This is a genomic window from Streptomyces chattanoogensis (genome assembly GCF_001294335.1).
GTDB lineage: Bacteria > Actinomycetota > Actinomycetes > Streptomycetales > Streptomycetaceae > Streptomyces > Streptomyces chattanoogensis.
Genome location: NZ_LGKG01000138.1, coordinates 75,455 through 87,678, shown reverse-complemented (window position 1 = coordinate 87,678; position 12,224 = coordinate 75,455). Strand labels below are relative to the sequence as shown.

General features: G+C 65.3%; 12 protein-coding genes and 2 pseudogenes. 10 read left to right on the top strand and 4 right to left on the bottom strand.

The genetic code is table 11. The annotated features are described in order from the left end of the window. Entirely contained in the window at positions 1–1,059 is a 1,059-nt protein-coding gene (locus ADL29_RS18780; protein ID WP_078971113.1) for an ArsR/SmtB family transcription factor, read from the bottom strand. Between the two features lie 1,794 nt (positions 1,060–2,853). Here ADL29_RS18780 and ADL29_RS46635 point away from each other — a divergent pair. Further along, positions 2,854–2,964, top strand: a pseudogene (locus ADL29_RS46635) (HipA family kinase); the annotation flags it as partial. A gap of 896 nt (positions 2,965–3,860) precedes the next feature. On the opposite strand, the gene ADL29_RS18775 reads toward ADL29_RS46635, so the two are convergent. Further along, positions 3,861–4,994, bottom strand: a complete 1,134-nt coding sequence (locus ADL29_RS18775) for a tyrosine-type recombinase/integrase (protein WP_245689510.1) — start codon at positions 4,992–4,994, stop codon at positions 3,861–3,863. Positions 4,995–5,628: 634 nt separating this feature from the next. Between ADL29_RS18775 and ADL29_RS18770 the strand changes: the two are divergent. Together ADL29_RS18770 and ADL29_RS18765 are read left to right on the top strand one after the other, a co-directional pair. Next, a pseudogene (locus tag ADL29_RS18770) lies at positions 5,629–5,784 on the top strand (DUF6445 family protein); the annotation flags it as partial. A gap of 311 nt (positions 5,785–6,095) precedes the next feature. Beyond that, complete coding sequence (locus tag ADL29_RS18765) at positions 6,096–6,464, top strand: type III PLP-dependent enzyme domain-containing protein (protein WP_245689509.1); 369 nt, start codon at positions 6,096–6,098, stop codon at positions 6,462–6,464. A 110-nt stretch (positions 6,465–6,574) separates the two neighbouring features. On the opposite strand, the gene ADL29_RS18760 is transcribed toward ADL29_RS18765, so the two are convergent. After that, positions 6,575–7,168 (bottom strand): TetR/AcrR family transcriptional regulator, encoded by a 594-nt coding sequence (locus ADL29_RS18760; protein ID WP_053924802.1) that lies wholly within the window; start codon positions 7,166–7,168, stop codon positions 6,575–6,577. A 136-nt stretch (positions 7,169–7,304) separates the two neighbouring features. Between ADL29_RS18760 and ADL29_RS18755 the strand changes: the two genes are divergently transcribed. The 5 genes from ADL29_RS18755 to ADL29_RS18735 all read left to right on the top strand — a co-directional run bounded on the left by ADL29_RS18755 (position 7,305) and on the right by ADL29_RS18735 (position 10,310). Continuing rightward, positions 7,305–8,048 carry an SDR family NAD(P)-dependent oxidoreductase gene (locus tag ADL29_RS18755; protein WP_053924801.1) on the top strand — a complete coding sequence of 248 codons (744 nt, stop codon included), beginning with the start codon at positions 7,305–7,307 and terminating at the stop codon, positions 8,046–8,048. A 28-nt stretch (positions 8,049–8,076) separates the two neighbouring features. Next, positions 8,077–8,520 carry a VOC family protein gene (locus ADL29_RS18750; RefSeq protein WP_053924800.1) on the top strand — a complete coding sequence of 148 codons (444 nt, stop codon included), beginning with the start codon at positions 8,077–8,079 and terminating at the stop codon, positions 8,518–8,520. Continuing rightward, entirely contained in the window at positions 8,517–9,263 is a 747-nt protein-coding gene (locus ADL29_RS18745; RefSeq protein WP_053924799.1) for an SDR family NAD(P)-dependent oxidoreductase, read from the top strand. The genes ADL29_RS18750 and ADL29_RS18745 overlap by 4 nt, the downstream gene beginning before the upstream one ends. Before the next feature lie 49 nt (positions 9,264–9,312). Next, entirely contained in the window at positions 9,313–9,609 is a 297-nt protein-coding gene (locus tag ADL29_RS46325; protein WP_053924798.1) for an alpha/beta fold hydrolase, read from the top strand. Between the two features lie 299 nt (positions 9,610–9,908). Then, a complete protein-coding gene (locus ADL29_RS18735; protein WP_053924797.1) occupies positions 9,909–10,310 on the top strand; it encodes a nuclear transport factor 2 family protein in 402 nt (133 codons plus the stop codon). Here ADL29_RS18735 and ADL29_RS46055 read toward each other — a convergent pair. After that, the gene (locus tag ADL29_RS46055; protein ID WP_157878532.1) at positions 10,233–10,520 is read right to left on the bottom strand and encodes an MmyB family transcriptional regulator; all 288 of its coding nucleotides are present in this window, start codon (positions 10,518–10,520) and stop codon (positions 10,233–10,235) included. The genes ADL29_RS18735 and ADL29_RS46055 overlap by 78 nt on opposite strands. Before the next feature lie 269 nt (positions 10,521–10,789). Here ADL29_RS46055 and ADL29_RS46050 point away from each other — a divergent pair, with 269 nt between their 5' ends. Next, the gene (locus ADL29_RS46050; RefSeq protein WP_281181886.1) at positions 10,790–10,915 is read left to right on the top strand and encodes a hypothetical protein; all 126 of its coding nucleotides are present in this window, start codon (positions 10,790–10,792) and stop codon (positions 10,913–10,915) included. A 262-nt stretch (positions 10,916–11,177) separates the two neighbouring features. Further along, positions 11,178–12,152, top strand: coding sequence for a zinc-dependent alcohol dehydrogenase family protein (locus ADL29_RS18725; RefSeq protein WP_053924795.1), 975 nt, complete (start codon positions 11,178–11,180; stop codon positions 12,150–12,152). Positions 12,153–12,224 lie beyond the last annotated feature (72 nt).

Below are 12,224 nucleotides of genomic sequence, written 5' to 3'. Positions count from 1 at the left end.
TTAAGCGGAGCGGGGCATTACGGGTGTCGGCGTACGTATGGCATCGGGGGTGAGGGGGCAAGGCGCGCCACTCGGAAACGAATGGCCTGTCGCGTGAGGGCCGGTTGCCGCGTGGCCGCGCAGCTCGGCGGACTCCGGTCCGTCGCGCAGCAAGTGGCGGCCGAGCGCGGTGACGGTGTGCACGACCTGGCTGCCGCTACGGCGGGTCGAGATCAGTCCGGCATTCCGCAGTGTGGCGGTGTGCTGGCTCACCGCTGCCGGGGTGACCCCCAGCTTCTCGGCGAGTTCACCGTTGCTACAGCCGTCCCGCAAGCCATTGAGGACCGCTGCCCGGGTCCTGCCCATCAAGGCGGCCAGGTTCTCCTGCGACCGGCGGGTCGCGGCAGGCATGGACAGGAGGCCCTCGTCCGAGAGCAAGCCGCAGTGGTCATGGGGACGGTCGGGGAAGACCAGGACTGGACTGCCCTCCACTGTCCCCGGAGGCGACGGGACCAACACGCCGGCGTCCTGCAGGAAGAGTGAAGGAGACAGCAGCAGCCCGCGCCCGTTCGGCTCGACATACGGGGTGCCCTCGGAGTCGATTGTCAGTACGGGCGCGTGCCACCGTATTCCCGGACCAAGACTGTTCAGCAGGGCCTCGATTCCGTCGCCGCACATGATATCCCGACGGAAATTCTGAGCCGAGGCGAGATGGGAGTAGACGCGACTCCAATATGGCTGAACGGCCACCTGGCACATCTCGTCAACGGCAGCCAATAACTGCGACTGGCGCAGCCCGGGGATACTGAAGCGGGCCGTATCCGACGTTTCTGTGCCACCCGACCACGCACGCAGGATCTCCCGGGCACCACCGCGCACCCTCACCAGTCGCCGAACCCCATCGAGCCCATTGACTGAACGTGACATTCTCGCAATGACTCTTCGGCGCCAGGTCCGGAATAATTCGCTCTTCGTGTTGCGTAAGGCATCAACGGCGAAAATTGCCTCGGCGTACCGACCGAGGGGGCCGGCGATTCTGATACGTGCCAGGTCGTCAGCGCAAAGGATTATGCGTTGCATGAGTGACACTTCCGTTCTGTCTTGTAAGAATTAGACATGGAAGGAGATGGAAAAGGTTTGCTTTTCTCTCGCCGAAGGGGCTGAGGGGGTGCGCCTTCAGTATTTGTGTCATGCCGCTCTGGCTTAGATGGCAAGCGCTTCACGAAGACGCGAACCTGCACTTGATATGGCTTGCCTTCCGCACATGACCAAGACCTCGCCGAATTACGCAGATCGCCAGCGCAGCCTAGGGTCACAGATCACCGGCTCGACTGAATCCACCAGGAAGGTCACCTCGGGCGATGCACCGATTCCCTGTAATGCATACAGCTCCACCCCGCCTGCCTCCGTGCGCTCCCATTTTCGGAGACCTCTGTAATGAGCCGTTAATACTTCCACAGGCGCATTGCGGCAGTCGACGCCATGAGAAGAGAAGCGTCTGATCCGACGTGGCCTGAACCGATGCGTGTCAAAGACGCCCGGAAGCCACTTGAACATCCATGAAGCGGAGCGGAATGCTCCCATTCGACTATTACTTGGCCACACTACTCAGAGTGGTCAAGCCGTGGCGAATCCTTTCTTTGGCGCCCCCTTGAACTAGGGTGCATTCAGGTCACGCGTCCAGGGAGCCTCGTTGGGCGTGAGTGATCAACGTGGCTCGAAAGTTCGTTTCATCCGCATGGGTCAGCCGGTGTGGGTTCCGCGGGCGGAGCGTCGACGGCGAAGCTGCTGCCGCAGTTCGCGGAGCCGGCGGACGAAAGGGCCAGGCAAGGGTCTGGGGTCGTACGCCTCCGTCATTGCCTGATAGGGCAACCCACCCGCCCCGCACCGCAACCGACCGATGACGCAGGCCGCCTGAGGCCGCTGTTCATGGAGCGGATACAGGGTCTTGCTCCGGGCTGGTCAGCCGCCGCCCCGGGGATGGGTCAGACCGCCCAACTGGCCTTTCTGGCCAAGCATGTTGTGCCACAGCAGGCCGCCCGAGCTGTGCGCTCCAGGCGCCGCCCCTTCGCCCCTACAGCCATCGAGCCCCGCACTGAGCGGCGTATCGTTCCGTATTTGGGTCAGTTGCCGCTCAGGAACAACACCTCAGCCGAACTTCCCGCGTGCACAGCGAAGTTGGCTTCCACCATCTCCTCGGTCGATTACCGGCGCGGCGTCCTGTCCGAGTTGTCCAGCATTCTGGAGGCTGCCGTTGATGACAAGCGGCTCGCCCGGAATCCTGTGCATGCGAAGTCTCTGAGTCCGCAGGACATCGACTTTGCGAGAGGCGTACTGCACGTCCGTCGTCAAGTCCAGTCGGCCAACGGGAAGTTGCACTTCGCCCTTCCAGAAGCACGGAGGAAGCTCTCCCTTCGGCTTACCGCGCGACTCGGTAACGCTGTGGCTGCGAACACATGGAACACCTGCACCTGGAAGCCGGCGCAGTCCGAGGCCGACATCATCCCTCCGCGTCCCAAGGGGGCGAAGTCATGGCAGCGGGAGGCAGCACCGAAGGACGGCTTCCACGTGCTGCGGCACACCTACGCCTCGATCATGCTGGAGGCGGGGGGGGGGGGCCGTGGTGACTGTGGCGCGGTGGCCCGGGCACTCCTCGCCGGCTGTCACGCTCGGTTACTACGCTCACTTCATACCGGAGGCTGGAGGCAAGGGGCGCACCGCCGTTGACGGATTGCTCGAGACGATGAGGGATCCACCGTGCCGGTAGCAACTCTCCAGATTCTCTCCAGGGCTGACCGTGGCGGATTCCCCGGCTTGTGCGCGTCTGGATTTAATCGTTCTTTGTAAGGCCACTGGGTCGGATAGCCTGGGAAAATGCTGACCGAAGTGATAGCGACCCGCTATGTCACGCCCTTGCGTGAGGGCGGATCGCTTCCGGGAATCGTCGAGGCCGACGATCTCGGTACGTACATCATGAAGTTGTCTACCTAGCTGCCCTGACCTGGAGTGATGCGGCTGTGCGGGCCTCTGATCTGCGGAGGCAGATCTTTCAGCGCCTTTCGGGCTCGTGCCGCGTTACGCAGTTGATTCTCCCCACGCGCTCCCCAGCGCCGCCCAAACTCCCCAGATTCTCCCCAGGGATGGCCCGTGCCGCGGGACGGGGCGCCGTCGGAAGCCAGACCAAATGAGGCGCTGCGAACTACGCTGCGTGACTGCCGCAGGTCAGGCAAGAGGCCCACCAGCAGGTTCTTCGTCTGCTGGTGGTACAGCGCTCATAGTGGTGCTGGCCTGCTGTAATGGCTGCTGTAATGGCCGTCTGTGAAGCGTCGGTCCGTGCATGGTCCGGATCTTGGCGTCAGCTACCTGATTGCCAGGCCACGGCGGCGGCAGCGCCAAGAAGGGCCCTGGAGGCTGGTCGCCGGCGCGTGATGAGAATCAGCGAGGCGTGGGGAGCGGCCGGGAACCGCTGAACGTGCATGGGCACGGCGGTCTGGCCATGTGCTGAGCGCGGTGCCTCTTCGGCTTCCACTGGCACCGCGATTTGCAGTCAGTTTGCAGACGGCGTGCTGACCGGCGTTTTTGCAGGTGGCGAAGGGGAGTGTACGGATTCGCCAATGTGCAGGTGTGCTCATGTGTGGGCGGCTTCGGCAGTCTTCATGCTGACCTCCTGCTGACTTTTCTGACGGTTCGTCAGTGGATCTTGTTTGTAGTGGCGGTGCCGTTGCCGGAGGGGCTCTGGTCGGCGCTGGTTGCCCTCTTGCGGGGGAGCGGCGGGTATTTCGGTGTCGAGGTGATGGCACCGCCACCGGTATTCCGTCGATGAGGCGGTGCCCTGGCCTGCGGGGGGGGGCGGGGTTCGGAATGCGGTGGCGGGTGGGTGATCAGGTTGCGAGGGTGTGGTCCAGGGCTTGCCTGGCCCGTGCGAGCGATCCGGGCATCACGTGTCGGTAGGCGCGGTAGGTCGTCTCGATCTTGCGGTGACCCAGCCATTCGGAGACGTCGGTGATGGGGATGCCGTGTTCCAGGCAGACGGAGGCGAACAGGTCGCGGTAGCCGGAGAGGGTCATGCCGTCCGGGGGAGGCAGTACGGTGTGCAGTTTGGCTGCTCGCGTGCTCTCTATCCGGTAGGTGAAATAGCCGTTCGGTCCGCGCAGCAGGTAGCCCTCGTCCGTCGTGCCGTGTCGCTGTTCAAAGCGTTCGATGGCTTCCTTTACGGATCGCGGCAGGGGGACGTCGCGGAATTCTCCTGGCCGGCGGTGTTTCAGGGGTGCGGGCCTGTAGGTGTTGTGGTGGATCTGGCAGGTCACCCGGTATACGTCGTCGGAGATCACGTTGTTGACGTTGACGGCGCGGGCCTCGCCGTTGCGCAGTCCGCAGCCGCGCATCATGGTGATCATCAGGCCCAGCTGGAAATCCGCCGTGCGGGCCGCGGCTGTGGCGTATTCGACGGTCGGGATGATGGATCGCGGGGGAAGGTAGTCGCGGGTTTTGATGCCGAGGGTGGGGTCGGTGGCGATGGCTCCTTTGCGGACCGCGTCCAGGAGGACGGCCCGGAGGAGGCCATAGACGTTGCGCTGTGTTCCAGGCTGGATGTTCCGGCGTTCCATGCCGGTGATGAAACGCTCGGTGATCATCGGGCTGATGGATTCCATCCGGTGTTCGCCGAGTTCCGGATAGAGGTGTGCGGTGAGATGGGAGCGGTGTTTTCGGCCCGTGGAGTAGTCCACGAGGTGGCGTTGCCGCGTGCGCCAGTACTCCGCGTATTCGGCGAAGGTCATCCGCGCCAGTCGGCGGCGCTCTTCGAGCAGGGCGGCGGGAGCGTTGCATTTGGTGGTGTAGAGGTGGACGAGACGGTCCCGGGCGGTTTGCTGGGTGGCATACCCGCTCTCCTCGCGTTGTCGGCCCGATAGATCCCGGTAGCGGACCGTGTAGTTGTGCGGGCATCTCGCAGGCCGTCCGCACGCGCATTTCTTGAAGAAGCTCCCCATGCCGCGCGCAAGTAGTGCTCCGCCCATATCCAAGGCACCGCCTTCTTGGTTGCCGACGGCTTGGCTGTTTCGTGTGGGATGGCCGCCTCGGCTGGCCGGGACGGGCTCTGCGAAGGGATCTCCGCCCGACTGCGGCTCTGCTGGCGGCTCCCCCTCTCACGAACTTCTGCCCCTACTGCTTGAGGGCATGGTTGGTATCACCCGGATCAGCGAACGCGCACCTAGCGGAGCACGGTGGCGGAGCTGCGTGCGCCGGGGCGCGTCCTCGCTATCGGTTGTCCGCCGGCCTGTTTGTCGTTTGCTATGAATCTGTCAGTACCGCCGCCGCGAAGTGTCAGTGGTCACTTTCCGGTTGTGCGTACGGCATCACGAATTTTCAGCGGAACAGCGTCGTACTTCTTGATGGCCTGGGGGGCCATCACCTTTCCCACGTTCACAAGCCAGTCATCGCTTTCGATCGGGGAGCTGCATGAGCTGAGAAGCCGTTGTCGTAACGATCTTGGTGGACGTGGGTTCGACTGGAACGGTTCGGTCGGGTGATCTTGCCGCCTGGCCGGCATGAAGACAGGGCCTCTGGTGCAGCTCGAGGTTGTCGAATCTGCCTTCTCCGGGACGGGGACGTAGCCGCGTGAGGGGGCCGCGCGCACCGTGGAGGGGGATCGTCGCGCCGGGCTCCTTTGTCGAGGACGTCCGCGTCCCCCATCGCGCCAATCGGCTGCTGCTCTACTCCGCGAACCTGATCCACGCGGCCACCGGTTACTGCGGCACCACGTTGGAGGAGAAACGGATGACGGCGGTTTTCTTCTGGATGGCCTGACCGCCCGACGCCTCGCGGGCTGTAGTCGATCTGGCGAAGAGCTTCCGCATCAGATCACCATGCCCTGTCCGGTGGATCACGCCGGGCTCGCCGTCAGCCCGCTTGCGGCACTGCCCGGGTGGCGCCCCCGTACTCGCGTTTGAACCTGATAGGTCAGCGGTGGCCGGGCCGGTTGTCGCGGTGAAGGGCGGGTGAACGCGGCGCGGGGCAGGCCCCCTTCAGGGCCCCGAGATGGACTCCGGCGCGGCTGTCCCAAACGGTCTGAAAGGCGAGTCGTAGGCAGCTTGCGAGCGCCGGGTGACGCCACCCAGTTGGCCATCGGCACATGCGGTGTGGAGGATCTGGCGCTGGTCGCTGCGGCGACGGTGATCAGCGTTCCAGTCCCTGACCGCTTTGTGCTTGATGTCGGTAGCAAGGTCCTCGGCTCCGACCGGTCGCCCTGGGTGACGGGTCACGGCTACCTGCCCCAGTTCCCGCAGGCAACCATCGCTGGGTTGTGGGAGCGCCACGCCGTTGTCCGGCTTCCGGAATGGGTGCGGGGGCCACGCCTCGGGGCGTTGGTCGCTGTCGTCCCCAACCACGTATGCACGCCGGTAAATCTCGCCGATGAGCTACTGGTCGTCCGAGACCGCGAGGTGATCGACCGCTGGCAGGTAACGGCACGGGGCGCCAATACCTGAGCGCCGTCTCAGGTGGAGAGCCGGCGGTAGCAGATCAGAGTCGCGGCTATCCCGGCGAAGGCAAGGAATTCGAGGTTTGGTGATCGTGGTCGCCGTGGGGTGGTTTCGTCTCAGTCTGGGATGGCGGCGTCGACCAGGGCTGCGGCTACGGTGCGGGCCGCTGTTTCGGCGGTGGGGTCGCGGTCCAGCCAGGCGCTGATGCCGGCGCCGTCGTAGAGGATGACCAGTTGGTGGGCAAGTGACTTCGCGTCCTTGGCGCCTGCCTGCTGGGCGAGGGCGAAGAACAGCTCATGCAGCCAGGTGCGGTAGTCCTGCGCGGCCTGCTCGACAACGCCGCCGGGTGGGGCATCGGCACTCGCGCTGATGAACGCACAGCCACGGAAACCCGGCTCGGCGAACGACAGACCCTGCACCTCGAACGCGCCGACCAGGCGCTCCTTCGGGCTGTCGTAACGGGTCTCGAGTTCGTGTGCCATGCGCTCGGCGGTCGCGGCGTGCCGTGCCTGCAGGTAGGCGCGGACCAGGCCGTCCTTGCTGCCGAATGCGCTGTACAGCGTTGCTTTCGCGACTCCGGCGTGCTCGATGACGCGGTCGATCCCGACCGACTGGACACCCTCGGCGTAGAACAGCTCGTTGGCGGCGGCCAGCAGCCGCGCCCGCGCTGCCGCGCTGCGTTCCTTTGGTGACAGCACCTTGTCAGACATACGCGCATAGTAGCAGACAGGTCTGTCTGTCTTTATTGGTCGCGCATTCCCCTTGACATATCCAGACAGGTCTGTCTAGCTTTGAAAGTGTTACCAGACAGACCGGTCTGGATGACAAATTTGGAAGGTGCATCCCATGTCTGTGGAGCACGAAAACCTCGACCTGCACCCCATTACTGCCCTGGTCACAGGGGCCACGTCCGGCATCGGCCGGGCGGTCGCCAAGCGGCTCGCTGCCGATGGAATGTCCGTTGTCGTGGCCGGCCGCAACGCTCAGCGAGGCGCCGAGACCGTCAATGAAATTACCGCGGCAGGCGGCCACGCCTGGTTTGTCGAGGCGGACCTTGAGGACGCGGCCGGCATCGACCGACTCGCCGGCGAGGTCGGCGAGATCGACGTCCTGGTCAACAACGCGGGGCAAGCCATCTGGGCACCTACCGAGGAGATGAAGGTCTCCGAGTACGACGCGATGTTCGCCAGCAACGTCCGCGCGCCGTTCTTCCTCGTCGCCGCGTTCGCCCCGGCGATGGCGGCGAAGGGATCGGGCGCAGTGATCAACATCGGCAGCATGGCCGGCAGCCTCGGCCTGGCCACCGGCGCCGCGTACGGCGCGACCAAGGCCGCGCTGGCGTCACTGACCCGGGGCTGGACCGCCGAGTACAGCGGCCGCGGCGTCCGCTTCAACACCGTCGCCCCCGGACCGGTCTACACCCGGCCCGAGGCCCGCGACCTGTTCGACGCGCTCGCCGAGACCACCGCGATCAAGCGCGCTGCAGAGCCCGAAGAGATCGCCGAGGTCGTCGCCTTCCTCGTCTCGCCGAAGGCCGGCTACGTCACCGGCGCGACCATCGCCGTCGACGGCGGCCGCACCGCCATCTGAACCTGCCTGCCCTGAGAGGCAAACGCTCATGAGCAACACCGCGTACGGACTGAGCGTCGACGCCGCCCACGCCGAGAAACTCGCGCACTTCTGGGCCGAGGCACTCGGGCAGGACGTCGCCCCGGGCGCGAATCCCCCATTCGCCACACTCGCCCCGGACGGAGCCACCCCGCGGCTGAGCATCCACCAGGTCCCCGAGCCGCAGTCAGTGAAGAACCGGCTCCACCTCGACCTCATCAGCCCCCTCTTCGAGGCCGAGCCCCAGCGGCTGATCGTGCTCGGCGCGTCCCGGATCCGCGACGTCACTCAGGGCTTCGCCCGCTGGACGACGTTCGCCGACCCCGAAGGCAACGAGTTCGACCTCATCACCGGCCGAGACATGAAAGGCAGCCAAGGAGAATGCACCCGCGTCCGAGCGAACGCGTCTGCGACCAGGTCGCCCGGCAGCACAGAAGCACAGGAGTTGAAATGAACAAGCCCGTCATTCTGATCACCGGAGCGCTCAGCGGCATCGGCCGCGCCACCGCCGTCGCCTTCGCCAAGAAGGGCGCGAAGGTGGTCGTTGCCGGTCGACGCGATGAGGCCGGCAAGGCGCTCGCCGAGGAGCTGAGCTCTTTCGGTTCCGAGGCCGAGTTCATCAACGCGGACGTCCGCAAGGAGGATGACATCCGCGCTCTGGTCGACGAGACCGTCGCACAGTTCGGCCGTCTCGATGTCGCGGTGAACAGTGCTGGCACCGAAGGCCAGGTCGGCCCGATCACGGAGCAGACCGCGGAAACCTATGCCGCGACGTTCGACACGAATGTTCTCGGCGTGATCCTGAGCATGAAGCACGAAGTGCGCGTCATGCAAGGACAGGGCAGCGGAGCCATCATCAACATCTCCTCGACCTACGGGCACGAGGGTGCGGCGGGAGCCTCCCTCTATGTCGGCAGCAAGCATGCCGTCGAAGGCATCACCAAGTCCGTGGCGCTCGAGGTCGCCAAGTCTGGAATCCGCGTGAACGGCGTGGCGCCTGGTCCTACAGATACCGGCATGCTGACCCGCTTTACCGGCATACCGGAGAACAAGGCGGCTCTGGTGGCGGATGTTCCGTTGGGTCGCCTCGGCCTCCCTAAGGAGCTTGCCGACGCGATCGTTTTCCTTGCATCGGACGAAGCTTCATTCATCACCGGGCATATTCTCAACGTGGATGGCGGTCACACCGCCAACTGACCTGTCCGGGCGCGGAGGTTCGCTCCGCGCCCGGTTGACCTGGCCGTGAGTGGAACTGTTCTTCAGGCTTCTAGCGCACGCAATCAGCAAGGTGAGACGCGCTGCGTCCCAGCGAGGTTCACTGATCCACGCCGATCGGCGATGCCGGTCTCGCAGGGCCGCCGGCGTCGCCTCCAGCGGCGGCCGGACTCCCGACACCATCGAGCAGATGGCGCGGGACGCCGAGGCGTTCATTGATGCCCTCGGCCTTACCGTCATCGACGTTCTCGCCCACTCCATGGGTGGTCTGGTGGGGCAGCAGGTCGCCCTCGACCGTCCCGAACTGGTGCGCAAGCTGGTGGTCTGAACCGCGCCCCGCGGCGGACTGGGCCTGGGAGCCATGCCCCCCGAGACCGAGGCGCTCTTCTTCGAGACGTACACCGGCAGGAGGAATCGCCCAGCTCATCCTCTACCCCGACGCGAACCACGGTGCTCATCACCAGTACCCCGAGCTGTTCGTCAAGCACGCCAAACTCTTCCTCGATTTCGAGTAGGAGTCGGCGAGGATCAGCCGCGTGCGCTCTGCGGCGCGGCGGGTGCAGAAAACCATGTCAATCGACATGATGATGGGCGAGGGGATGCAGGGGCTACCTCGTGGAGGACCACATGACTACTCCCGAACAGAACAAGGCACTGGTGCTGGAAGCGTTCGACGCGCTGTTCAACAAGCGTGACTACGTCGCCGCCGAAGACTTCTGGTCCGAGCGCTACATCCAGCACAGCGCGCACATCGCACCAGGACGCGCGGGTCTGTTCGGCCTGGTCCGCTCGCTGCCGGACACCCTGCGCTACGAGCACCAGTTCGTCCTCGCCGAAGGCGATCACGTCATGCTCTACGGCCGCTTCAGCGGCCAAGGCAGCCCCGCCGCCTCGGTGGCGGCCGACGTGGTGCGCATGGAAAACGGCAAGCTCGCCGAACATTGGGACGTCCTACAGGATGAGGCGACCCACGCCGAGTCCGCCAGCGGCCTGCCGATGTTCGGTGACCACTTCCCGCCCGACCGCTGACCGGCTCCGGTGTGGCCGAGCTGCCGGGGGCAGCGCGCCGAAGTCGGTGAGTACGACGATGGCCGCTGTGTTCCAGGCCAGCAGGTCCTGGCGCCGGCCCGAAATCATCGCGGGGATGTCATGCATGCCGTCGAACAGCTGCCGCAGCTGCTGGTCCACCGAGGTGGCTGTGGAGTGGTCCCGTGATGGCTCGGTGATGTTTGCGCTCATGCCACTGCCACCGCACCCGACCCGGACCACTACCTCGCCACACACCACCTTGAGGGCAACTTCCCTGGCGGGGCAGTGGACCTGCACTACTGCTTTACCCTCAGCGACGGCCTCATCGAGAACCTCGTCATCGAACCCTGACCTGCACCCACGCATGCCCCAGTCGGCAGCACAGCACGCGCCGCGCAGTTCCGCAGGAACAACTTGCCGCAGCGCCTGACCATTGCGAAATCGCCGGCGGCTTCGCGGCCGCCCAGTACGTCACTGACATGGAGGAAACAGACGGCATCAAGTTCCCGACCAAGCGTCGCGCGTATCTGCGCGGGCCCGAGGGAAGTCCCGACCACGATCACGTCATGGTGAGCATCGACCTGAGTGACGTGCACTTCTCATGACGTCCTCTGACGCACAGCGGCGCCCATGGCGACCACGTCGACATCGGCACGGCCTGTATCCATGACGCTCAGCAGAGATTCGACGCAGGACGGTCGGCGCGCTCACCTCCCGCCGTCGCCCGGTGAGCCTCTCCCGGCAATTCCGTGGAACAGGTGCGAGCCTGAAGAGCCGCCGAGACGGGAGGTTCAAGCTGCGATGAGAGCGCGTCACTGAGCCATGTCTTCGTCCGCACCGATGTCTCGTAGCAAGGAGTCGTGTCCCATGCTCGCCATTCACCTCACCCAGTTCGGGGAGCCGGAGAAGAGCCTGAAGGTTGTGGACGTGCCCGCGCCCCCGGCTCCCACCGCCGGGCAGGCACTGATCCAAGTCGAGTATGCCCCGCTCGACCACCACGACCTCCTCCTGGCGCAGGGCATCTACCCCCTCCGCCCTGAGCTGCCCACCGCCATCGGCAACGAGGGCGTCGGCACGGTCGTGTCCGTAGGGCCCGACGTCACGGAGGTCCGTCCCGGCGACAGGGTCCTGCTTCCCTTCGGCGTCTTTTCCTGGTCCGCGCAGGTCATGGCCAAGGCAGCAGACCTGAGCGTCTTGGACAAGTCCATCAGCCTCGATCAGGCCGCGATGCTCAGCATCAATCCCGTCACCGCGGGGCTCCTGGTCGGCCTGCGCGACCTTCCGGCCGGTTCCTGGGTGGTGCAGAACGCGGCGAACAGCGGGGTCGGCCGGTCCGTCATCGTGTTCGCCAAGGAGCGCGGGCTGCGAACGATCAACATCGTGCGCCGTGCGGAACTCGTGAACGAACTCGAAGACCTCGGCGCCGACGTCGTGGTCGTCGACTCGGCGGACGCCGGCGCGCGCGTGCGGGAAGCCATCGGATCCGATCCGGTACTACTCGGCCTCGACGGCGTCAGCGGAACGGCGACTGCGCTGCTGCTGGACGTGCTGACCGACGGCGCCTTGCTGGCGATCTACGGGTACCTGAGCGGCCGGCCGTTCACGCCCGCCCCGGACGCGCTGAAGACGAAGAACATCACCACGACGGAGTTCTGGATGTACCAGGACGAGTTTCTGCCCCGCTTTCCGGCTCTGAACGCGGAGTCCGCGCGGCTGGTTGCCGAGGGAAGACTCGTCCTGCCCTCCGCGCCCGTCTACAAGGCGGCGGACTTCCCCGAGGCACTCGTGTACTTCCGGAAGAACGGCAAGGTCCTCCTGGACTTCAACCCGCATCGCGCGTAGGCGCCGCCGCACCTGCCGCTGAGGCCGGGACCACCCCGAAAGGCCCCCGAAACACGATCAAGGATGAGCAGC

Excerpts from the sequence above, each read along its gene's own strand:
- ADL29_RS18780 (WP_078971113.1), bottom strand. The coding sequence starts at position 1,059 with ATGCAACGCATAATCCTTTGCGCTGACGACCTGGCACGTATCAGAATC.
- ADL29_RS18775 (WP_245689510.1), bottom strand. The coding sequence starts at position 4,994 with ATGGGCGGAGCACTACTTGCGCGCGGCATGGGGAGCTTCTTCAAGAAA.
- ADL29_RS18760 (WP_053924802.1), bottom strand. The coding sequence starts at position 7,168 with ATGTCTGACAAGGTGCTGTCACCAAAGGAACGCAGCGCGGCAGCGCGG.
- ADL29_RS18755 (WP_053924801.1), top strand. The coding sequence starts at position 7,305 with ATGTCTGTGGAGCACGAAAACCTCGACCTGCACCCCATTACTGCCCTG.
- ADL29_RS18750 (WP_053924800.1), top strand. The coding sequence starts at position 8,077 with ATGAGCAACACCGCGTACGGACTGAGCGTCGACGCCGCCCACGCCGAG.
- ADL29_RS18745 (WP_053924799.1), top strand. The coding sequence starts at position 8,517 with ATGAACAAGCCCGTCATTCTGATCACCGGAGCGCTCAGCGGCATCGGC.
- ADL29_RS18735 (WP_053924797.1), top strand. The coding sequence starts at position 9,909 with ATGACTACTCCCGAACAGAACAAGGCACTGGTGCTGGAAGCGTTCGAC.
- ADL29_RS46055 (WP_157878532.1), bottom strand. The coding sequence starts at position 10,520 with ATGAGCGCAAACATCACCGAGCCATCACGGGACCACTCCACAGCCACC.
- ADL29_RS46050 (WP_281181886.1), top strand. The coding sequence starts at position 10,790 with ATGGAGGAAACAGACGGCATCAAGTTCCCGACCAAGCGTCGCGCGTAT.
- ADL29_RS18725 (WP_053924795.1), top strand. The coding sequence starts at position 11,178 with ATGCTCGCCATTCACCTCACCCAGTTCGGGGAGCCGGAGAAGAGCCTG.